This window comes from Rhizobium sp. Leaf262 (assembly GCF_001422245.1).
Classification (GTDB): domain Bacteria; phylum Pseudomonadota; class Alphaproteobacteria; order Rhizobiales; family Rhizobiaceae; genus Agrobacterium.
Genome location: NZ_LMMM01000021.1, coordinates 20,573 through 40,973, shown reverse-complemented (window position 1 = coordinate 40,973; position 20,401 = coordinate 20,573). Strand labels below are relative to the sequence as shown.

The following is a 20,401-nucleotide window of genomic DNA, read 5'->3' as shown; positions in this document are numbered from 1 at the left end:
TGTCCTCACCTTTTCTTATTTTGCCTGCGGCATGGATTTGGGGCCATCGACATCACGTTATCGCAGGCCTCAACTTCTGTCTATGCTCCTGAAACATCGAAAATATAAGGAAGTTCCTAAGCAGTCGGGCTTGCGGAAGAACATCTATTTCGAAGATATGTCCGAGTGATGAATTTTTGAGGAATGATCATGCCCGACAAGGCTTATTTTGACGAAAAGCTCGCGCTCGTCAGGCGGATGATCGAGCAGGCGGATTTCGATGCGGCGGGCAGCACGCTGGAGCAGCTTTCGCTCGCCGGTGACTTGACGCCAATGGGCGAAATGACGGCGCTCGGTCTGCCGCGCAGGCTCCATTCCGCCTATCTGCGACTTGCCAAGGCGCAAAGCGACGAGGTGCGCAAAACCGGCTATCAATATCTGCTTGTGCCACCGCCGGAGACCTTCGCATCCCATGGCCGTTTCACTGGATCGGAGTTGCGCCGTATCGCAGCGAAGAATCGCGAGCCCGTGCCTCGTCTGTTGCACCAGATATGGATCGGCCAAAGGGGTGTGCCCAACTCGACGCAAGCATGGGCAGACCACGCCAAGGCGCATGGGTTGAGCTATCGCCTTTGGCGCGAGGCCGATCTGGAAGAGGCGGGCATTTTCTCCCATCCGATTTTTACGCGCATGCTTGCAGATGGCGACTATCCCGGTGCCGTCGATGTAGCGCGATATCTCATTCTTCTAACATTTGGCGGAATCTATCTGGACTGTGATTTTTATCCGGCCCGCGAGGATATCAGTTTCACTGACGTCCTGCCGATGATCGGACTCACCGCCTTTGGCGAGGATGTTGCGCGCAAGACGGGGCAGGGGAGCCTGCTTCTGGCCAATTCCTTCATCGGGACACCTCCTGGACACCCGGTTTTCCAGCGCATTTTGGATGCCCTGCCAGACATCTTTGAGAAGGTTCCGAAGGCACCGGCGTGGTGGGCAACCGGTCCCTTGATCTTTACCGTCGTTGCACGAGCGGGATCGGTGTGTCTGGCCGGCGGTGATTTTGTTGCTGCCGCTCTGCCGGATCGCGCTGCTTTCAGCGAGGTGGAAGCAATCCGTGCAGGAGGTGACGCGAACGGAAACGGTTTCCTGATTGCCTGGAAGTCATGGTGAGAGCTGATCGATCCACTGACGCGACGAGCGCCATCGGCAGCCGGGATGGTCGAGCGTGATCGCAAATAACCTCTTGAGGAACGTCCAGACGCTCTCATCATGATCAAGGTGGTGGGTGAGTATCCCGGTCATTCCACTTGCGTGGTGAGCCCCTTGCATCCGGAGTGCCAGCTCTTCGAAGAGCAGGTCGTGGTCCTTTCCACCGCGCGTGCCGCGCCAGTCTATGACATCGACATGGGTGTTCAACTCGGAAATTGGGTCCATCTTTTCCGGCCCGTAGACCGACAGCGCTCTGTAACCGAGATCGTGCAACTGTCCGACGATGGCGTCGTCAATGCGGTTCCATGGGGGCACCAGCATGGAAACGAACCTCGTTCCGTAAAGCTCTTCGAGTTTTACGAGCCCGGCGCGTAATTCACCCGTCACTGTTTCGAGCGGCCTGTGGAGTCCAAGTTCCCGCTTTTTCTCGTCGGGGCCAGCATGATTGCGATGAGCCCAGCCGTGAACCGCGACATCGATATTTTTTGTCGTTGCGAGATGGTCAGCCAGTGATTGCCCCGTTGGCTGGGGAATGACCGCCAGCGTCATGGGGACCGAGAATTCGGAGGAAAGGCCGAGCAACCGATCCAGCGCTGCGCTTGGCAGCACCGCGTCGTCATCGCGCAGCCATAGATCGGCGACGATGTTCTTGCTGGCGAAGTCGTCCAGCGTATCGCGAAACAGCTTTTCCGTCATGATGTTCGCTCCGGCAGGTGATCGAGAATGTGTTTGAGCGTCGCGGCAGCACTTTGAAGCGATCGCTCCTCGATGGCAAAGCGGCGGGCATTTTTCGCCATGGCCTGGCGTAGCTGGGTATCGGTCAACATTCTCAAGATAGCATCCGCATAGGCTTGTACATCGCCCGGCGGTGTCAGAATGCCGGTTTCGCCGTCACGCACGACTTCTGGAACACCCGCAACATGTTCCGAGATTACAGGCAGTCCGGCCGCTTGCGCTTCCAGATAGGCCAGTCCGTAGGCTTCACCATGACCCGGCCATACGTAGAGCGAGGCTCTGGAAAGAATGTCAGCTATCGCTGCAGCATCGCACTCACCATGCCAGATCAGGCGGCGAGCATCAAGGGCGTCGAACATCTGGCGCACGGCGTCGTGTTCAGGTCCGTCTCCGACGATATCGAGCGTCCAGGGCAAATCCTCCGGTAACCGTGATAGCGCTTCGACCAGGGCCCGGTAGCTTTCCAACTTATCGCCTGTTCGCATCATCGCGACCGTCACGAGGCGATGCGCCAAGGGCTGGGGCACGGTCTTGGCGAAAGCGGCGGTATCGATGAACGGCGGAAGCATCGCGGTCGCTATGTCCGGATCGGCCTTGATCAGACCTGCCCGATCCCGCTGTGTAAAACAGATATTGATGTCGGCAGCGCGAAGATCGGACAGAAGGCCTTCTTGAATGTCTGCCCAGCCCGAGGCATTTCGTTTTGGGGAATAGGAAGCCTCGGCGGTCACGTAGGATATGCTAAAGTCTCGACAAAGCTTAGGCCCCAGAAGGTCTCTCGCCTTGTAATAGGGATGGTAGCAGAACCAGACATCCGGGCTACCGTTTTTCTGCCAATCCGCTGCAATTCGCGCCCGCTCGGCCCGCGCAGTCAGTTTCAGGGCCTCGGCTGCGTCGCCTGCCGGTTCGCGCAGAAAGCTGCGCAGTTCCAAAACGACATGAACATCGTGCCCGCAAAGTCTCATCGCCTTCATCAACTGACGTGCCATCAGGCGATCCCCGGATGGGACGGGGTGATCGGGCGATTTCAGAGGAGCATAGAATGCGATTTTCATTGCCGAGTTTTGCTTCGCAATCCAACGTCTCGTCAATGGGAATTCGAACGGGGCAACCTTGACACTGTGTCTGTTCTCGCCCAACTGATGAGCATGTTTTTCCATGCGCGGAGCGCAATCAGCTTTGACTTCTTCTTCAAACTCACAGCAGCTTCTTGAACTGATCCAGTCTAAAAAGGCGAAAGCGGGCGTCATCGGGCTCGGCTATGTCGGCCTGCCTCTCGCCATGACGATCGCGCATTCCGGTTTCGAAGTGGTCGGTTTCGATATCGATCCGGGCAAGATTACCGCGATCGATGCCGGCACGAGCTATATCGAGGCTGTATCCCACGATGTGTTGAACGGTGCGCGGACGGATGGTCTGTTTACGGCAACCTGCGACTTTGCGCGGCTCGGTGAGTGCGATGTCGTCGCGATCTGTGTTCCCACTCCGCTGACCAAGTACCGCGAACCTGATCTTTCCTATGTCGAGAATACCTGCCGGGAGATCGCCGGGACGCTGCGTGCCGGGCAGTTGATCGTGCTGGAATCAACGACCTATCCGGGGACGACGGATGGTGTGGTCAAAACTATTCTCGAAAAGACAGGGCTTCGGTCCGGGTCTGATTTCTTCCTCGGATTTTCGCCAGAGCGCGAAGATCCCGGCAACCGCGACTTTCAAACGTCGACCATTCCAAAAGTCGTGGCCGGCGATGGTGATGACGCTGGCGCATTGATGGCCGCCTTCTACGGTGCGGTCGTCAAGACCGTTGTTCCGGTGTCGACCAATGCGACCGCAGAGGCCGTCAAGATCACCGAAAACGTGTTTCGCGCCGTCAACATCGCGCTCGTCAACGAATTGAAGGTCGTTTACGAAGCCATGGGCATCGATATCTGGGAGGTTATCGATGCAGCAAAGACCAAACCTTTTGGCTTCATGCCTTTCTATCCGGGGCCAGGGCTCGGTGGGCACTGCATTCCCATCGATCCCTTCTACCTGACGTGGAAGTCGCGCGAATATGAGTTGCCGACGCGCTTCATCGAGCTTGCCGGGCAGATCAACACCGGCATGCCCCGCCACATCGTCGGTCGGCTGGCCGAAGCGCTCGATATCCACCAAGGCAAGGCTCTAAGCCGCTCCAAAGTTCTGATTATCGGGCTTGCCTATAAAAAGAACGTGCCTGACATCCGTGAAAGCCCCTCGCTGAAGCTCATCGAGCTTATCATGGAGCGCAGCGGACAACCCTCCTATTATGATCCGCATGTTTCGGAAATTCCGAAAACGCGAGAATATGGTGAACTTCTGGGCATGAAGTCGGTAGGTTGGGATGCGCAGACCATAGGTGCATTCGACGCCGTTCTCGTCGCCACCGATCATGACGCCATCGATTATCAGGCCTTGAGCGAATGGTCGCCGCTGATCATCGACACACGCAATGCCTTTGCGCGGCGTGGTATCGTCGCAAGCCACATCATCAAAGCCTGAAGAAAGACCAGACAGATGAGCAGACTGGACAGCTTCATTCGCCGCCTGACGGCCCAGCGCGATATTCTCAATCACGTCAAAGCCGACCTCGACCTTCCAGCAGAAGGCGGCGTTATGGAAATCGGTCTGGGTAACGGGCGCACCTTCAACCACCTGCGCGAGTTGTTTCCTACGCGACGCATCGTGGCTTTCGATCGCGCCATGGGAGCCCATGCATCTTCGGTGCCGGATGACAAGGATCTCGTGATCGGAGAAATTGCCGAAACGGCGCAGGCCTATGTCGGCATCAAGGCTGCACTGGTGCATGCCGATATCGGAACCGGCTATCCTGACAAAGATGCCGTGACACTCACTTGGCTGCCGCAGCTTGTTGCGGGCATGCTGGCAAAAGACGGTATCGCCGTTTCCGGACTGCCGCTTGACGAGAAAAGCCTCAATCCCATTCCGGTGCCTGCCTCGGTGCCAGAGGATCGTTACTTCCTCTATCGGAAGGTATAGGGGCTTACAGGAAACGCTGGCTTGCCGTTTCGGAAATCAGGAACACCTTCATATCAGAACTCTTGCCGCGTATTGCGATCGTGCGGCTTTGCAATGAGGTTGCGTCGTACCCCGATTGCGCCAGCACATGCTCTGACACGACGACTGCCGTCTCAAACTCCTTGGCGGCACTTTCGAGCCTGCTCGCCACGTTGACGGTATCGCCGATCGCCGTCAGCGTCTTGGCCGCACCATACCCCATGACGCCGACAATGGAGGGGCCGGTATGGATGCCGACCACAATCCTCAGCCTGACCGAAAACTGCCTTTCGAGTTCCTCATTCAGCGTTTCCATATTGCGTAGAATGAGAGCCGCGGCCTTCATGGCATCGCGGCTCGCATTGCTGCTATTGTCGTCCAGTCCGAACAGGGCCATCGCGCCATCGCCGATGAATTTGTCCAACCTGCCGCCCGCTTGTTCCACGGCCTGGCCCACGACGGTGAAGTAACGATTAAGAAGAAAGACCATGTCGTAGGGCAGCCGAGCCTCGGATAGTGCGGTGAAATTGCGTAGATCGCAGAACAGGACGGCGATTTCCTGTTCCCGCCCAGGGCGGATCGGTTCGCCGCTGGCGGGAATATCGCTCTGTTGCTTGGAGGCCAGAAGCAGAGCCACACTTAAATTGTGCTTGGGGCGTAGCTGACAACCCAGTCTGACGTCGGAATCAGCGTGGATGCGCTGCAGTGTGGCCTTCTCCATCGTAGACGGTTCGGGCAGCGGGCCATCTGTACTGACGATCCTGACTCTGCAGGTCGAGCAGCGACCTTTTCCACCGCATGCGGAAAAGTGAGATACGTCGCCTAAACGGCTGGCCTCGAGAATGCTCAAGCCTGCGGGCGCACGGACCAGAGCGCCATGGTCGTATCGAACCGAATATGCGCTTGATCTCTGACGCCAGCTTCTCACGCCGCGAAGGAGAAAAATCAGCAGAATAGCGCCGCCAAAGACGGCTTTCAGTGTTGTCGTAAACATCTGTACGACGGCTTCGAGATCGTTCTGATTGGCGTGTACAGGTCGAGGTGGAGGCGGATCATATTCCATTGCTCGGCCCGCATCGCTGAAGCCCAGAAGCGCAAGAATGGGAAGCAGAACCGCTATCGTCAGCAGATAGGGGGAGATGCGTCGGTACCAGTCGCGGTAACGCAGCCAGAAGAATATGCCGAGGCAGCCATGGGCCCAGACCAGCACCAATGCAATGCTGTGCCGCAGACCCAACACAGGATTGCGTATCCAGTAATTGTTGATGACGGTCTCATAACCGATATCGATGCCATAGAGCATTCGCGACAGCCGGATGCTGCTTGCATGATCAATGATCAGATAGGGGATCAACAGACCAATGATGATCTGCAGAGCCTCTCGCACGGGCATCTTCAGGGTTCTGCGAACATAGATCGAGCGCAGAACGAGGGTGATATGGGTTACGACCGCGCCGTAAAGCAAGACGCTGCTGAGCGGATTGAGCCAGACCAACGTGAACCACGCGCGCCCTTCCTCCGCCGTCTGGAGTGAGATCAAAGCCAGGGCATGGTTCGACAGGTGGGTGAAGACGAAGGCCAGCATGATCAGGCCGGACAGCAATCGTGCACGTCTGAGCGACGTTTCCGACACGATTTTGACCATGCTTGCTGGCTCCGGTTGGCCTGAGTATCCAAACTGGCAAACGATCAGGGAGGCGCACCTGCCATAAGCCGTTCGCTGCTATACCTCAACGATCCGAAAAGCAGAATAGACCAAGGATCACGTCGTCGGCATTTCCGTTCTTGGAATTCGGGGTGATCAGAGGTCTATCGTCTGTCCGTCTCTCGCAGCAAAAGCGCCAGGAAATTCTCTGCGGGCATCGGCTTCGATGAGGTCGAGATCATCATCCGTGCGGAAAGGGGCATGGTGAATGAGACCAACGCTCTTGGCATTCGCTTCCTTGGCCAGAAGAACCGCCTGTTGCCAGGACGAGTGGCCGTAGCCACGATAGGTCTCCATCTCAGCGTCTGTGAAGCAGGCGTCGTACAGGAACAGGTCCACATTCTCTATGAGTTTCAGGACCGTCTTGTCGAGCTTGCCGTTCTCATGCTCGGTATCAGTGATGATGGCAAAGCTGCGGCCCTGCCAGTCTATGCGGTATCCAATGGCGTTACCAGGATGCCTGAGCATACCGGTCGTGATGTTGAGTTCGGGATGAACGGGAAGTACGTCGCCCGCCTTGAAGTCCTTCGTTACGATCTGGGCGCAACAGATATCCAGCGGTGCGGGAAACCAGGGTGGACTCATGAATTGAGCCAGCATTTCGCGCGTCGTCTGCTGCCCTGCGAGATGGCCGGACCAGATGCGGACATCGTTTTCACGATTGAAAAATGGCTTGAAATACGGAAAACCGACGATGTGATCGTAATGGCAATGGGAAAAGAACATATTGACGTCGCCGATGCCTTCGGCTTTCAGAGCCTGACCGGCGGGTAGCAGCCCAGAACCTGCATCGAACAGCAGAACATGATTTCCGCACCTGACCTCGATGCAGATCGTGTTGCCGCCATATTTCCGGAATTTGTCTCCTGAGACGGGAAGCGTTCCCCGTGCTCCCCAAATCTTAATCCGAAATCCCTGTTTTTCGTCCCGACGCAGATCGTCGGAATGCAACGCCATGATACACCCCAGTCCACTACGCGCACCCGAACTATCCTCCGATAGGTGTCGCGTTATGCTCTTGCTCTTGCCTCGACTTTCCGGAAGACATGTTCGTCTCCGCCTTTAGTACGTGCAGCATTTCAGTTTTATTACAATAGTACCACTTTTATTTTTCTTTTCGGTGGGGATGCTGAGGAAGGATGTTTTGTTTACGCGTTTGAACCGGACCTGGCTTTGCTCAGTTCTGTCGTGGTGTGCGTCAAACGCTCTGCCAGAACGCGCATGACCTTGATCGTCACGTCAGGGAAATCAGACATCAATTTGAAAAACTGTTCCTTGCCGATGCGCAGGGCCTCGACCGAGGTGGAGGCGCGAACGGTGGCGGTTCTCACACTGTCGCATAAAATGGCGATTTCGCCGACTATGGCATTGCCGCTCATTTCCGTCAGTTTGATCTGGCCGGAGGGGGAATCGATGAGGACGTCGACTTTGCCCGTCAGCAGAACATAGGCTGCGTCTCCGATGTCACCTTGGCGGAAGAGTTCATCACCGGCGTGGTATGAAACCCGGTCGGATGCAAAAGCGAGCAGTTTCAGTTTTGATGGTTCCATTCCACTGAAGAAGGGAACGCGCTTCAGCATCTGAATTTCGTCTTTGAAAAGCATTGCCTTGTCCTGTTCGTGTTCCTGTTCAACCGCCACAACCGACTATGCCGCGATCATTTCCTTGAATGTACCGTTTTCTTCCACAAGAGTCTCGTATGTTCCATCTGCGACAACGGTGCCTTGATTGATCACGATAACACGATCAAACATTTTCGATAGGGATGGATTGGACAGCACCCATAAAACGGTCGGGCATGAACCGTCATTGCGCAAAAATGCAATGACATTGTCGACGATTTCCTGCTGTAGCCTGTGATCGAGACCGGGAAGTGGACGGTTCAAGACATAGTAGTCAGACTTCCTGATCAAAGCCCTCGCAAGATTGAGCTTTTGTCGCTGCAACGGACCTAGCCGCTTGCCACCTGCGCCCAGGTTGAATTCCAGTCCCACGGCAAGAACCCGCTCATAAAGGCCTTGTTTCTTCATCGCGTCCGCGACGATTTTGGTAATGCGACGAGACGCGTCGGCGTAGCGATGGCTGATTTTGCCAAACAGGATGTTGTCCAGAAGGCTGGTCGATGTCGCATATTTTTCAGGGTCGTAAGGCTCGATCCAAGTGCGGAGATCGTCAGGCAGTTTTTCGTGGAACATGTGTCTGACTTCGATGATCTTGTCCATCACCTCCTGCGTCAGCAAGCCGAAACGCTGCCGGGGCTCGATGTAGAAGAATGCCAAACGCAACATTGCCCGCCGCTCGGCCTCCGTCGCATCCTTATAGCCCTTGCCCTGAAGACGCTGGAGCATCTGCTGATAGCCGGGAATATCGTCCGCGGTCATGAAGGTCAGCTGCTGGAAGAAGGGATGATCTGGAGGCAGGTCGCTGAAGATTTCAACGACGTTCTCTGCGATGGTGTATCCCATGTCGAAAAGCGTCTCGGAGAGCCCGCTGCTGCGCATGAGCGAACGGAAATAGTCGCTGTCGATGATCTGGCGGCTGGAGACGGAGGAGTCGCACAACGTTCCAAACATGATGTTCTCGCCAACCGTGGCTTCGGCATTGTAGCTGCTGGGCTCGAAGGGCACGATCAGGCCGCTGAGGTTCTCTTCATCGAGTTCTGCGCGCAGGGCCTGTCGCAATTCGACGATCCGTTCCGCCAGATACATGTCGGTCGACGGATCGATCGAGGAACGCAGCGCAAATTCGAGAATATCCGGGGATAGCTGAACCGTGTCGAGCACGGCCAGCATGGCTTTGAGGAAATGTTCCTCTTCATCACAACCGGCGGGGCTGGACTGATAGTCGATCCAGTCGCTGTTGATATCGATATCCGGGTTTTCCGCCAGCTTTGCCTCGCGAATTTCCCACTTGCGATGCAGCAGTTCCGCGCCTTCGTATTCCCTCGGCTTGAGCGGAGCATGTTTCAGGCCGTAGACAAGGTTTTCCTTCAGGCTCGCATGGAAGAAATAGGTGTCGGCCGATACATAGGAAATGCGACGTCCAGTGACGGATTCCGGCAATTCATGAAGGTCCGTATCGCCAAATGTGATCTTGCCGGATGTCGGCCACAGCGTCCGTCCCAATGCGTCGGCCAGCGCTTCGGCGCCAGAGCCGCCGACGATCGCGATGGTTTCGCCTGGATTGATCGTCAAAGACGCCTGATCCAGCAGGCGTGTGCCGCTGTCGTCGTCGAGCGACAAGCCGGCGATGACGATTGGCCCGGTGATGGCCGCAGCCGCTTCGGGCGACAGCGCCTGAATCTTGGAGTCGATCATCGTGGGCGAATCGAACTGCTCGAAGACCTGCTCGTATTTGACCTGAACGTCCTGACGGGCCTGATCCCAGTCGATCAGTTCCTTCAGCGGGCCTGGCAGTTCCTTATAGGCATTTATGACCGCGACGAGCTGGCCGACGTCGAGGCTGCCGCGTAGTGTCAGGTAGCCGCCCAGCGCGTAGAAGAAGAAGGGTGTCAGCTGTGCCAGGAAGTTGTTGATGAACTTGACGATGAATTTCCACTGGTAGAGGTCGTAACGGATCTTGAAGATTTCGCCCAGCCGGTGGGCGGCGTCCGCACGCTCGTAATTGGACGTATCATAGGCGTGGATCGTGCCGATGCCGTCGACCATTTCACCGATTCTGCCCGCAAGTTGTCGCGCGCTCAACTGCCGCTGCCTGCCCAGCTCGATCAGGCGGCGGCGCATTTTGGGTATGATGCCGACCTGGATCGCCGCCATGAAGGCCGCGATGAGGCCAAGCCAGAAATTCTGCACGAGAATGAAGAAGAGTGCCGACAGCGCCTGACCGCCTAACAGTGCCGGTTGAACGAAGGCGTCGCCGGTAAAGCCACCCAGTGGCTCCACCTCGTCTTTGATCATGCTGGATATTTCCGCCCCCTTGACGCGCTTGAAATGGGAGGGTGGAAACAACAGGATCCGGTCGATCAGTTGGAAGCGGATTCTGCGGAGCAGGCGTTCGCCGAGGCGGCCCTTATAGGTGTTGATGTAATATTTGAAGAGACCGTTGACGATGACCAGCGCCAGAAACGTCAGGCTCAAACCCATCAACATGCCAAGGCGTGTCAATTCGATGCCGGGGAAGAGCGTGACCTTTCCCATATAGGGAAGATCGAGCGTCAGATGCATGAAGAGCTGAGTGGAGTTGACGCCTTCGAAACCATCGCCTTGAATCGGGCCGTTGACGATCTGCTTAGGCAGGTCGAAAGCCAGAAAATAGGGAATCATCGACAGAGCGACAATCAGCAGAATGAAAAGCTGCTGCCGCCGCGTGTGATTCCAGATATAGCGGGTTAAACTTTTTTCCATGTAGGATTTCTACGCCTTGCCGGACTGGAAGGTAATTGATGTTTTCGATTGCGTCAAAGCCGCTGAGGGATCGCGGCTGGTGTCAGTCGAACATTAATTGATATGCGCTGTATAATCGAAGGCGGGAGAGAACGCGGCGTTTGACGCTTGCGCTTTTCGTCGCGAATACGAATGGACGCGTTATAGCGCAATTCCTCAGAAACGAAATAGTTGGTCGCTGCCAAGCGAGCGAATTTCCCCCCGCGGTTTTTCCGTCTGCGATGGCGAAAGCGCAATCAATTCGATCCGTCGCCAATTGCCGGGCGCCATGTGGAACCAGTCGTCTGAAGGGCGGAAGCCATCGACCGCGATATGGATCGACTGTGCAAAACGATCGGTGTCGACCTGCAGATACCAGCATTGGCCATCCTGGCTCACCTCGGCCTTCAAGACGCTTGCATGCTGCGCAGCACTGCGCCCCCTCGGGAAATGAAACGCATCTGCCACCAGTCTTCCGGACTGCCGGTCGAAAAGCCTTGCCACCGTGACGTCGTGAGACGGCGGGCCGAAGCGATAAGCATAGGTGGTATCGAAGAAAGCACCGAACAGATCGGTTGCGGCGATCGCCTGACTCTGCCGCGCTGCGAGCGTGAGCGCGCGTTTACCCGAGACGACAGGCTGCAGTCCGTCTCGCAGACAGGTGACGTCAACCTCGATATCGACGTCCTGCCCGCTTTCATTGATGATATGGACGTTAAGGCCGTTGGTGCCCTCATCCAGAAGGTTGATTTGCTGCGGTCGAAAGGCCCTTTTCAGCCCGTACCAGGCCGACTTCGGTTCTCCGGTCGAATCGATCACCCCCCAGCCTGCTCCAGGCAGCAAATCCTGAAGTGTCCAGACCAGCGCCCCACGACAACTGGAACCCACCCGCCGCCATTCCGCAAAGGTCGCCTCCATCACCTCGGCGATGGCGGCACGTGACAGGTTGAGATAACGGTCTGCATTCTCGCGTCGGATCGTGGCAGGATCGATACCGTAAAGCAGCTTTACATAATGGTCCCTGATATCCTCGAAATCCCAGGATGCGCCGCGGTCTCGTGGCACCCGCGCTTTCCATCTGAGGTCATGGACGGGTTTGGCTGGGAGGTGCTTTTCCAAGGTCTGCTGTTGCGGAACGTTGGAAAAGGCGAGGCACTCGCCTGCAAACCTTACATCTGCACGGCGCGCATCTTCCAGCGGTCTGCAATAGGCGCCGACACCGTAATAATGGCCGACCTGCGTATCTACGAAAAAGGGCTGGGCGCCACCAAAAGGCGAGTTGGGGACATAGACAATGTCCGGGCGCAGGCGCCTCACGTGTCCCGGCAGGACATCCTCTGTCAAAGGGCCTTTCCAGAAAGCGTCAGAAAGTCCCAGCATCGCGCCCTGTTGATACATCTCGCTTCCGCCGCACAGAACCGCAAGTGACGGAGACAGGTTGGTCGCCTGCAGAAGTTGCGTTAGTTCCGTCTCGATATGGGCGAGAAAGGCGTCATCTTTGGCCGGGTAGTCAAAATTCGCCAACATCATGTCTTGCCACACCATGAGGCCCAGTTCGTCGCATAGCGCAAAAAACTCTTGCGTTTCATACGTCATGGTGCCTCCTATGCGGATCATGTTCATGCCCGCCTGCGCAGCCAGTCGCAGCCAGGGCTCATAATCACGTCTTTCCCCCGGCAGTCTAACGATATCCGCGTTGGTCCAGACGGCACCCCGGCAAAATACCGCCTGACCGTTGACCTTCAGACCGAAACCCTTGGTATCTGCCCCCTCATCGATCTCGAACCTGCGAAAGCCCGTCTTGCCGAGCGGGTAAATCTGATCATCCAGCTGCAGCTCCAGCGGATATAGCGCCGGATGTCCGTGGGTTGCGGGCCACCATGGCTCGATATCTCGCAGTTCGAGGCAACCTTCGAAGAGGCCGTCGTGGCGTGGCTCGAGAGGCGCGGACACGCCGTTGCAGGAAATTCGGATGCCCGAAGAGCCATCGCCAACACGCGCTATCATGCGTATCAGGCCCGTATTCTGAGGGCCGAGTTCGGTTTGAAGCGATACGATCTCGAACAGGGACTTTGTTATAAGGCCGACCCCTCGCCATGGTCCTATGGCGTGGATTTCAGGGCACCACCCGGGCATATGGCCAAGCGCTGTCGTGCGGATGAGCCGCAAGCCTTGGCTATTCATCATTTGCGGACGCCAGCGTGCGCGCGGGCCGGTTTTTTCAAGGCGAAGAGCCAGAGCACGGAAACAAAGCGCGAGCTCATCGGCTCCCGTCAGTTCGACCGGAACATCGATGGCCTCGAACATGCTGGTCGAATGCGCAGTGAGTTGACCATTCACAAAGATTTCGACAATCGTCGCCAGGCCATGAAACCGCAGGATGGCTGGCCCGATATGCTCTGAAACCAATGTCAGGCGATACCATGCATCGAGATTGTTGAGCGTGTGCGGTTGAAGCCGATCATACCGTCCTAAAGCTTCGAGTGCTTGTGCGACCGTGCCGGGTACGGGTGCTGTGACGGCTTCGGCATCCATGGGAATGTCTGCCGGCGCAAGAAAAGCATCCGCTGGCGTCAGCGTCAGCGTCCAGCCCTCGCTCAAGGGCTGTTCATTCGTGGACAAAAAACCTGACGATGCGGTCACGCCGCCTCGCTTGTCTTCGCCAATGCTGTTTCCAGCTCGCTCATCATGCTGTCCCAAGCGGCGATTGCAGGGTCGAGCACCGTAGCCAGTGCCTCGAATTTGCGACGGGCGATCGCGCGGGCGAGTTGAAACTGCACCGATTTTGCTACTTCGGAAATGCGAAGGGCATGCAGTCTGGGCTCTTTGTAGCGATCTTCCGGTTCTAGCCATTCGAAATGGCTGGCGGCCAGCTCGAAATTGGCACCGAACTGACGAAGCGTGTTGAAGGCGTATTTATGGAAAAATTCAAAGGGGCGGTCGGCGACCTCTTCGACCTGCCGCGGAAAAACCTCCGCGAAAGCCCGGATGGGATTGCGGTTCGGTCGTCGCGCAAAATGAAGCGCCAAAAGGCGTTCTGCCGCGCTCTTCCTCTGCGCATTCGAAACCGGAATGTCGGGAAACTTCGCGAACTCCGTATAGGGCAGAAATGGAAGATGCCCATCGGTGAGATGGTGCTGGAAAATTCCCGAGAAGTCCTCGTCCTGTAGCGCGAAATATCCACCATTATGGAAATATTCCAGCTTGCGATTTTCCAAGTCCATGCGGTTGATTGCGATCGTGGTTTTGCCATGCTCCTTACGATAGCCCACGCCCTGCGTGTCAGGCATGTAGAAGCTGTCCATCTCGATCAGGCAGATACGACCGCGACGCGACTGCATCTCGATATGGCTTTCGAGCGTGTCGAAAATCGCCAACTCGCTGACGCGGATCCCATAGAGCGCCTCAAGATCTTCAAGCGGGACCTTGAAAAAGGTGAACTGATCGCCCTCGAAATCCTGGGTCAATGTGAAGCCGAGCATGGCTTCCGGCGGCAGTCCGCTGGAAGCCAGAAGTTCGATCCACAGATCGACATAGCAGTTCGTTTCCGGCCACATCCGATCAGACGCATGAAGCGGGTGAGGGGTGTAGTTTTCAGCACTCAAGCCCGGAAATATAGCTTTCATCCAAGCCTCAACCCCAAAGCGTGTCGCGAACTGGCTGCGGCCACTGATCCACATCCAGCCCATGCTTGGCAAAGAGAGCCAGTGCGATCCGCTCCAGACCAAAGCCGACGCAGGCAGTATGTGCGACCGCACCGTCTGCAAGGTTCAGGCCCCACTTCGTGCCGAAGGCATCCTGATGGTAGTTGAAGCTCATGCAGGCCGTGAGATTGCTGGTCGAGGTCACCGGTATCAGAAGCTCGAATTTCAGGTTCTGGTCACGCTGGTTATTAGCCAGCATCTTGCCAGCACGTCCGAAGAATGGGTCGTTGGCGATGTCGATCTTTACGTCCAGACCGACTTTCTCCATCATCTCGACACCACGGTCCATCCACAGCTGGCGGAACTCGGTGACGTCACTCTCGGTACCCATGCGGACGTATTCGCGCATGCGGAAAAGCTGCTGGCGCGCCGGGTCCTTGGAGGGTTCGTGGCGGAAGCAATAGGACTGAATGTCGTAGAGACCACCATTTTCTGGCAGGTTGCCGCGCTTGGCAATCGTCGGATAAAGTGGGTAGCAAGCAGCCGGTGTGAGAACGATATCGGTCGCTTTCTGGTCCTTGGTCCAGTCCTCGCCTTCGTCCATTGTCTTCAAAAGGCTGACGTGATCGAGCTCGCAGCCGCAGAAGGAATGCACGGTGCCAGCAAGCTGCGGGAAACTTTTCATGTAACCGCTTTTTTCGAAATAGGCGCGATTGATGCCGGGCGGGAAGCGGATGGCTTCGGCCTTGTCGCCGCCGCCGACCTTGTCGATCAGGCGTTCGAAGGTGACGATAACGTCTTCGAACTGACCGCTTCGACCGTATAGGCCGTCCACGCCGGTATCGATCAGCAGGCCTTTGTCGAACAGGCGATCGAGAAACGATGTTTGCATGTCCATGGTCTTATCCCAAAAGGCTTGTATCCTGCTTCTGAACCAGCAGGAGGTTGGCGGAATTGCTCAAAATTCTGTCGTTGGAAATCATCAGCTGTGCCGAATGCGCATCACGCAGATGGCGACCAAGACTGTAGGGTGTTCCATTCTTGTAACCCATGATGCCGCAGATCAGCATGGCGTGGTTGATGATTTCGATAATGCTTTCGGACGAGCAGATTTTCACGTTGTTCATGGCGATGGCGAAAGCCATTGACATCAGTTTTTCGGGGTCCGTTTTCGTTTCATCATAGGCTTTCAGGCCAGCGATGATGTTCGACTTGACGATTTGCAGCTTGTTGGAAACCTCTGCCAACCGGATCGCGCCGGGCGGTGTAACGCCGGGTGATTTACGCGCGGCGGCACGGACGAAAGCCTGCGCGCGGGCAACGGCATCAGCCGCAATCCCGTACCAGACACCACTCCAGAACAGGTGTGATGTTGCCAGCATGGACTGCGCGGCGATTTCTGCAAACGGTTTCGGAAAGATTTGCTCGGACGGAGCCTCACCGTTGAACAGAAAGCCATCGGAACAGGTGCCGCGCATGCCAAGCGTGTTCCAGACATGCGTCTTTTCAAGCTGGTACTGATTTTTGAGGAAGACGGTCATCACCTGGTCGGTGGGTGCTGCTTCCGCGTTGGCCCTCGATGTGATGAGGATCGCATCCGCCTCGCTGCCGTAGGAAATCACGGTTGCGTCTTTTTGCAGGCGGCAGCGTTTGCCCTCGACCTCTATGGCGCATATGGAATTGCGCAGGTTGCCGCCGATTCCGCCTTCCGTGGTGGCGGAGCCGAGAAGCAATTGTTCAGCGGTCATGCGACGCATGAAAGCGCTGTGCCACTCGCTGTCTTGCCCATGTTCAACGAGGCTTGAGGTCTTGATCTGGTGCATGGCGAAAACCATGGCAGTTGCGGAGCAGGCTTGGCCAAGGGTGCAGCAGATGTCGGTTATTTGAAGAGGGCTTGCCCCTTCACCACCAAGATGCGCGGGAACCTGAATGCCGAGCAAGCGCTCTTCGCGCAACGCAGCGATTGCTTCCTTCGGAAAACGACCGACCGTATCGACGTCATCGGCATGTTTTGCGGCAATGGCGGCAACGCGTGCCGCACGCACGAGAAGCGCCGCATCTGTCGAGGCGACGGAGGCGTCCATCAGGCAGCCTCTTTACCATCTATAATGGCTTTTACCGTCGTCTTGATGGCGGCGATGCTGGCGAAGGACTTGCGATTGAGCATGCTGTCTGGAAACTCGATGTCGAATGCGTCTTCCAGTCCAAGCATCAATTGTACGGACGCGAAAGACGACAGGCCTGCTGCGTAAAGATCAGCCTCATCGGCAATCGTATCGACAGATACTGGCAGCTGGCCGAATTTCGACAGTATTTCACGAATAGTTGAATTCATTTCAAGTAGTCTCCAGTCAAGTGGCTGCCATCATAGCTCATTCTTGGAATTACGCTTCAAAAAATAACATTCGAATAAATGCTTAGGTTAATTTGTCGTGACTACGCGCAGACCCAAAGGCGGCGCAGATAGCGGCTTGACAAAATGCGACGCTAGGTTTCTCATTGGAGCATTCACCAGGGGTGTCCCGTCAAGGGGCTGAGATTCTGCTACGACGCGCAGTGACCCGTTGAACCTGATCCAGTTCATACTGGCGTAGGGACGGTGCAAACGCGGAAAACAGCAGTATCGGCCGGTGCCGGGGAACTGCATCATCCATATCCCGCGCTTTTTCGTCTTCATGCTCGAACTGGGTCTCCACTGTTTTGCTTTGGAGCCTCACGATGAACATTGCTGCTAAAAATCTCTCTCCGACAGTGACCACGGGTCCGCTGCCCGCCTCCACCAAGGTTTACAAACCGGGTGTGTTGCACCCGGACATTCGTGTGCCGATGCGTGAAATAGCTGTGCACCCGACAGCAGGCGAGCCGCCGGTCACGGTCTATGATTCCTCCGGTCCCTATAGCGATCCTTCGCACTTGCTTGATATCGACGGCGGTCTTCCTCGCCTTCGCCAGCAGTGGGCTTTGGCGCGTGGCGATGTTGAAGCTTACGAGGGCCGCCACGTCAAACCGGAAGACAACGGCTTTGCCACCGGCGAGCGTTTGACGCCGGAATTTCCCGTCCGCAACCAGCCGCTGCGCGCCAAAGATGGCAAGGCGGTTACTCAGCTTGCCTATGCCCGCGCAGGCATCATCACGCCGGAAATGGAATATATCGCGATCCGCGAAAACCTGGGACGCGAGGCGGCGAAGGAAAAGCTTGTCCGCGATGGTGAAAGCTTTGGCGCGCATATCCCGGATCACGTCACGCCGGAATTCGTCCGGCAGGAAGTGGCTTCCGGTCGTGCCATCATCCCCTCCAACATCAATCATCCGGAATCCGAACCGATGATCATCGGGCGGAATTTTCTGGTGAAGATCAACGCCAATATCGGCAATTCGGCGGTGACGTCGTCGATGGCGGAAGAGGTCGAAAAGATGGTCTGGGCAACCCGCTGGGGTGCCGACACGGTGATGGACCTTTCCACCGGACGCAATATTCACAATATCCGTGAATGGATCATCCGCAATTCGCCTGTCCCGATCGGTACGGTGCCGCTGTATCAGGCGCTGGAAAAGGTCAACGGCATCGCTGAAGACCTGAACTGGGACGTGTTCCGCGATACGCTGATCGAACAGGCCGAGCAGGGGGTCGATTACTTCACCATCCATGCGGGCGTGCGGCTGCACTACATTCCGCTGACCGTTAATCGCGTCACGGGGATCGTCTCGCGTGGCGGGTCGATCATGGCCAAGTGGTGTCTGCATCACCACAGGGAATCGTTCCTCTACGAGCATTTCGACGAGATCTGCGACATTTGTCGTGCCTATGACGTGTCTTTCTCGCTGGGCGATGGTCTGCGTCCAGGCTCTATTGCCGATGCCAACGACGCGGCGCAATTTGCTGAACTGGAGACGCTGGGCGAACTGACTCAGATCGCATGGGCGAAAGATTGCCAGGTCATGATCGAAGGCCCCGGCCATGTGCCGATGCACAAGATCAAGGAGAACATGGACAAGCAGTTGAAGGTCTGCGGCGAAGCGCCGTTCTACACGCTTGGGCCGCTGACCACGGATATCGCCCCCGGTTACGACCATATCACGTCGGGCATCGGTGCGGCGATGATCGGCTGGTTCGGTACCGCCATGCTTTGCTACGTGACGCCGAAGGAGCATCTGGGTCTGCCGGATCGCAACGATGTCAAGGTCGGCGTCATCACCTACAAGATCGCGGCCCATGCGGCGGATCTTGCCAAGGGTCATCCCGCCGCGCAGCTGCGTGACGATGCGCTGTCTCGCGCGCGTTTCGAATTCCGCTGGGAAGATCAGTTCAATCTCTCGCTCGACCCGGAAACGGCGCGGTCCTTCCATGACGAGACCTTGCCGAAGGAAGCGCACAAGGTCGCGCATTTCTGCTCCATGTGCGGACCGAAATTCTGCTCCATGCGCATTTCGCATGACATTCGCGCCGAGGCTCAGAAGGAAGGTCTCGAGGCCATGGCGGAAAAGTTCAAGCAGGGTGGTGAACTTTACATGCCGCTACAACAGCCTGGAGCCGGAGAATGAGATGCGCATTCTGATCAAGGGGGCAGGCGTTGCGGGTCTGACGGCTGCCCTTGAACTGGTAAAACGCGGCTTTGCGGTGGAGGTGAATGACGTCTCTCCGGCAATCGGCCATGGCGCATCATGGTTCGCTGGTGGCATGCTCGCGCCATGGTGTGAGCGTGAAAGTGCCGAGGAAGTGGTTTTGACCCTCGGCCAATCGGCGCTCGACTGGTGGGAGGAAGCAACGCCGGGTCTGGTCACGCGCAACGGCACACTGGTCGTGGCACCTGCGCGGGACAAGACCGAACTTTCGCGCTTTGCTTCTCGAACCAGCGGCTATCGATGGGTGGATGAAGACGATATTGCCGCGCTCGAGCCCGATCTTGCCGGTCGTTTCCGGCACGGGCTTTTTTTTGAAGGCGAAGGTCATCTCGATCCGCGGCTGGCGTTGAGCGCGCTTCACCAACGGCTGGTCTCCTCGGGCGTCACATTTCATCTCGGGATACAGAACATCGATGAGGGGGATTTTGACCGGATCGTCGACTGCACGGGCCATGCGCAGATCGGGGCATTGTCTGGTCTTCGCGGCGTGCGCGGCGAGATGCTTTATCTTGAAACAGACGAGATTTCGCTGTCTCGTCCGATGCGACTGCTCCATCCGCGCATTCCACTCTACATCGTGCCGCGCGAACCGGGCCGCTTCATGGTGGGTGCGACGATGATCGAATCGGAAGACGGGGGGCCGATTTCAGCGCGCTCCATGATGGAGTGTCTTAACGCCGCCTACGCACTTCACCCGTCTTTTGGAGAAGCACAGATCATCGAAACGGGCACGGGCATCAGGCCCGCTTTCGCCAACAATCTCCCCTGCATCACGCAGAGGGGCGACACACTCTTCATCAATGGTGCGCATCGGCACGGCTTTCTGCTGTCGCCCTCCATGGCACGGCAAGCCGCTGATATTTTGGATAAAAAGGAGGTTTCCCATGCGGATTCACGTCAATGGCGAAGAGCATGATCTCGCCACCGCAACGTTGTCGGAGCTGCTGAGCTTACTCGATTACGAGGGCGACTGGCTGGCGACTGCCGTCAATGGTGATCTTGTCCATGCCGAAGATCGCTGTGATTTTCGTCTCAAGGATTCCGACAGGATCGAAATTCTTTCACCCATGCAGGGAGGATAAGAC

17 protein-coding genes and 1 riboswitch are annotated in these 20,401 nt (G+C 56.7%); of the genes, 6 read left to right on the top strand and 11 right to left on the bottom strand.

What is annotated here, in order from left to right:
- The first annotated feature begins 189 nt into the window (after nt 1-189).
- Entirely contained in the window at nt 190-1,152 is a 963-nt protein-coding gene (locus tag ASF29_RS22335; protein WP_062453128.1) for a glycosyltransferase, read from the top strand.
- Here the strand turns inward: ASF29_RS22335 and ASF29_RS22330 are convergent.
- Both ASF29_RS22330 and ASF29_RS22325 read right to left on the bottom strand, forming a co-directional pair.
- A complete protein-coding gene (locus ASF29_RS22330) occupies nt 1,144-1,887 on the bottom strand; it encodes a polysaccharide deacetylase family protein (protein ID WP_062452884.1) in 744 nt (247 codons plus the stop codon). The two genes, ASF29_RS22335 and ASF29_RS22330, sit on opposite strands and share 9 nt — an antisense overlap.
- The gene (locus ASF29_RS22325) at nt 1,884-2,981 is read right to left on the bottom strand and encodes a glycosyltransferase family 4 protein (RefSeq protein WP_062453127.1); all 1,098 of its coding nucleotides are present in this window, start codon (nt 2,979-2,981) and stop codon (nt 1,884-1,886) included. Before ASF29_RS22325 ends, ASF29_RS22330 begins: the two co-directional genes overlap by 4 nt.
- 124 nt (nt 2,982-3,105) lie before the next feature.
- On the opposite strand from ASF29_RS22325, the gene ASF29_RS22320 reads away from it, so the two are divergent.
- Both ASF29_RS22320 and ASF29_RS22315 read left to right on the top strand, forming a co-directional pair.
- Nucleotides 3,106-4,446 (top strand): nucleotide sugar dehydrogenase, encoded by a 1,341-nt coding sequence (locus ASF29_RS22320; protein ID WP_062453126.1) that lies wholly within the window; start codon nt 3,106-3,108, stop codon nt 4,444-4,446.
- A gap of 15 nt (nt 4,447-4,461) precedes the next feature.
- A complete protein-coding gene (locus tag ASF29_RS22315) occupies nt 4,462-4,944 on the top strand; it encodes a class I SAM-dependent methyltransferase (RefSeq protein WP_062452883.1) in 483 nt (160 codons plus the stop codon).
- A 4-nt stretch (nt 4,945-4,948) separates the two neighbouring features.
- On the opposite strand, the gene ASF29_RS22310 is transcribed toward ASF29_RS22315, so the two are convergent.
- The 9 genes from ASF29_RS22310 to ASF29_RS22270 form a co-directional block, all read right to left on the bottom strand.
- On the bottom strand, nt 4,949-6,607 hold the full coding sequence (locus ASF29_RS22310; protein WP_062452882.1) for an adenylate/guanylate cyclase domain-containing protein: 1,659 nt from the start codon (nt 6,605-6,607) through the stop codon (nt 4,949-4,951).
- Between the two features lie 156 nt (nt 6,608-6,763).
- Entirely contained in the window at nt 6,764-7,624 is an 861-nt protein-coding gene (locus tag ASF29_RS22305; RefSeq protein WP_062452881.1) for an MBL fold metallo-hydrolase, read from the bottom strand.
- A 191-nt stretch (nt 7,625-7,815) separates the two neighbouring features.
- On the bottom strand, nt 7,816-8,271 hold the full coding sequence (locus tag ASF29_RS22300) for a cyclic nucleotide-binding domain-containing protein (protein WP_062453125.1): 456 nt from the start codon (nt 8,269-8,271) through the stop codon (nt 7,816-7,818).
- Nucleotides 8,272-8,313: 42 nt separating this feature from the next.
- Entirely contained in the window at nt 8,314-11,031 is a 2,718-nt protein-coding gene (locus ASF29_RS22295) for an ABC transporter transmembrane domain-containing protein (protein ID WP_062452880.1), read from the bottom strand.
- A gap of 195 nt (nt 11,032-11,226) precedes the next feature.
- The gene (locus ASF29_RS22290) at nt 11,227-13,650 is read right to left on the bottom strand and encodes a glycoside hydrolase family 2 protein (protein ID WP_244473629.1); all 2,424 of its coding nucleotides are present in this window, start codon (nt 13,648-13,650) and stop codon (nt 11,227-11,229) included.
- 38 nt (nt 13,651-13,688) lie between these two features.
- Nucleotides 13,689-14,675 carry a DUF1839 family protein gene (locus ASF29_RS22285; protein ID WP_062452878.1) on the bottom strand — a complete coding sequence of 329 codons (987 nt, stop codon included), beginning with the start codon at nt 14,673-14,675 and terminating at the stop codon, nt 13,689-13,691.
- A 7-nt stretch (nt 14,676-14,682) separates the two neighbouring features.
- Complete coding sequence (locus ASF29_RS22280; protein ID WP_062452877.1) at nt 14,683-15,591, bottom strand: amino acid--[acyl-carrier-protein] ligase; 909 nt, start codon at nt 15,589-15,591, stop codon at nt 14,683-14,685.
- Between the two features lie 4 nt (nt 15,592-15,595).
- Entirely contained in the window at nt 15,596-16,777 is a 1,182-nt protein-coding gene (locus ASF29_RS22275) for an acyl-CoA dehydrogenase family protein (RefSeq protein WP_062452876.1), read from the bottom strand.
- On the bottom strand, nt 16,777-17,028 hold the full coding sequence (locus ASF29_RS22270) for an acyl carrier protein (RefSeq protein WP_062452875.1): 252 nt from the start codon (nt 17,026-17,028) through the stop codon (nt 16,777-16,779). The genes ASF29_RS22275 and ASF29_RS22270 overlap by 1 nt, the downstream gene beginning before the upstream one ends.
- 168 nt (nt 17,029-17,196) lie before the next feature.
- A riboswitch (TPP riboswitch) is annotated at nt 17,197-17,308 on the top strand.
- A gap of 103 nt (nt 17,309-17,411) precedes the next feature.
- Between ASF29_RS22270 and thiC the strand changes: the two genes are divergently transcribed.
- Genes thiC through thiS form a run of 3 tightly spaced genes read left to right on the top strand, consistent with a single transcriptional unit; the run spans nt 17,412 to nt 20,398 of the window.
- Nucleotides 17,412-19,235: a phosphomethylpyrimidine synthase ThiC gene (gene thiC, locus ASF29_RS22265; protein WP_062452874.1), complete on the top strand. Its 1,824-nt coding sequence runs from the start codon at nt 17,412-17,414 to the stop codon at nt 19,233-19,235.
- Between the two features lies 1 nt (nt 19,236).
- Nucleotides 19,237-20,232: a glycine oxidase ThiO gene (gene thiO / locus ASF29_RS22260; protein WP_062452873.1), complete on the top strand. Its 996-nt coding sequence runs from the start codon at nt 19,237-19,239 to the stop codon at nt 20,230-20,232.
- Nucleotides 20,201-20,398 (top strand): sulfur carrier protein ThiS, encoded by a 198-nt coding sequence (gene thiS, locus ASF29_RS22255; RefSeq protein WP_062452872.1) that lies wholly within the window; start codon nt 20,201-20,203, stop codon nt 20,396-20,398. The genes thiO and thiS overlap by 32 nt, the downstream gene beginning before the upstream one ends.
- Nucleotides 20,399-20,401 lie beyond the last annotated feature (3 nt).

What these genes read in the sequence shown, in the direction of transcription:
- ASF29_RS22335 (WP_062453128.1), top strand. Translation starts at nt 190, where the DNA reads ATGCCCGACAAGGCTTATTTTGACGAAAAGCTCGCGCTCGTCAGGCGG.
- ASF29_RS22330 (WP_062452884.1), bottom strand. Translation starts at nt 1,887, where the DNA reads ATGACGGAAAAGCTGTTTCGCGATACGCTGGACGACTTCGCCAGCAAG.
- ASF29_RS22325 (WP_062453127.1), bottom strand. Translation starts at nt 2,981, where the DNA reads ATGAAAATCGCATTCTATGCTCCTCTGAAATCGCCCGATCACCCCGTC.
- ASF29_RS22315 (WP_062452883.1), top strand. Translation starts at nt 4,462, where the DNA reads ATGAGCAGACTGGACAGCTTCATTCGCCGCCTGACGGCCCAGCGCGAT.
- ASF29_RS22310 (WP_062452882.1), bottom strand. Translation starts at nt 6,607, where the DNA reads ATGGTCAAAATCGTGTCGGAAACGTCGCTCAGACGTGCACGATTGCTG.
- ASF29_RS22305 (WP_062452881.1), bottom strand. Translation starts at nt 7,624, where the DNA reads ATGGCGTTGCATTCCGACGATCTGCGTCGGGACGAAAAACAGGGATTT.
- ASF29_RS22300 (WP_062453125.1), bottom strand. Translation starts at nt 8,271, where the DNA reads ATGCTTTTCAAAGACGAAATTCAGATGCTGAAGCGCGTTCCCTTCTTC.
- ASF29_RS22295 (WP_062452880.1), bottom strand. Translation starts at nt 11,031, where the DNA reads ATGGAAAAAAGTTTAACCCGCTATATCTGGAATCACACGCGGCGGCAG.
- ASF29_RS22285 (WP_062452878.1), bottom strand. Translation starts at nt 14,675, where the DNA reads ATGAAAGCTATATTTCCGGGCTTGAGTGCTGAAAACTACACCCCTCAC.
- ASF29_RS22280 (WP_062452877.1), bottom strand. Translation starts at nt 15,591, where the DNA reads ATGGACATGCAAACATCGTTTCTCGATCGCCTGTTCGACAAAGGCCTG.
- ASF29_RS22275 (WP_062452876.1), bottom strand. Translation starts at nt 16,777, where the DNA reads ATGGACGCCTCCGTCGCCTCGACAGATGCGGCGCTTCTCGTGCGTGCG.
- ASF29_RS22270 (WP_062452875.1), bottom strand. Translation starts at nt 17,028, where the DNA reads ATGAATTCAACTATTCGTGAAATACTGTCGAAATTCGGCCAGCTGCCA.
- thiC (WP_062452874.1), top strand. Translation starts at nt 17,412, where the DNA reads ATGAACATTGCTGCTAAAAATCTCTCTCCGACAGTGACCACGGGTCCG.
- thiO (WP_062452873.1), top strand. Translation starts at nt 19,237, where the DNA reads ATGCGCATTCTGATCAAGGGGGCAGGCGTTGCGGGTCTGACGGCTGCC.
- thiS (WP_062452872.1), top strand. Translation starts at nt 20,201, where the DNA reads ATGCGGATTCACGTCAATGGCGAAGAGCATGATCTCGCCACCGCAACG.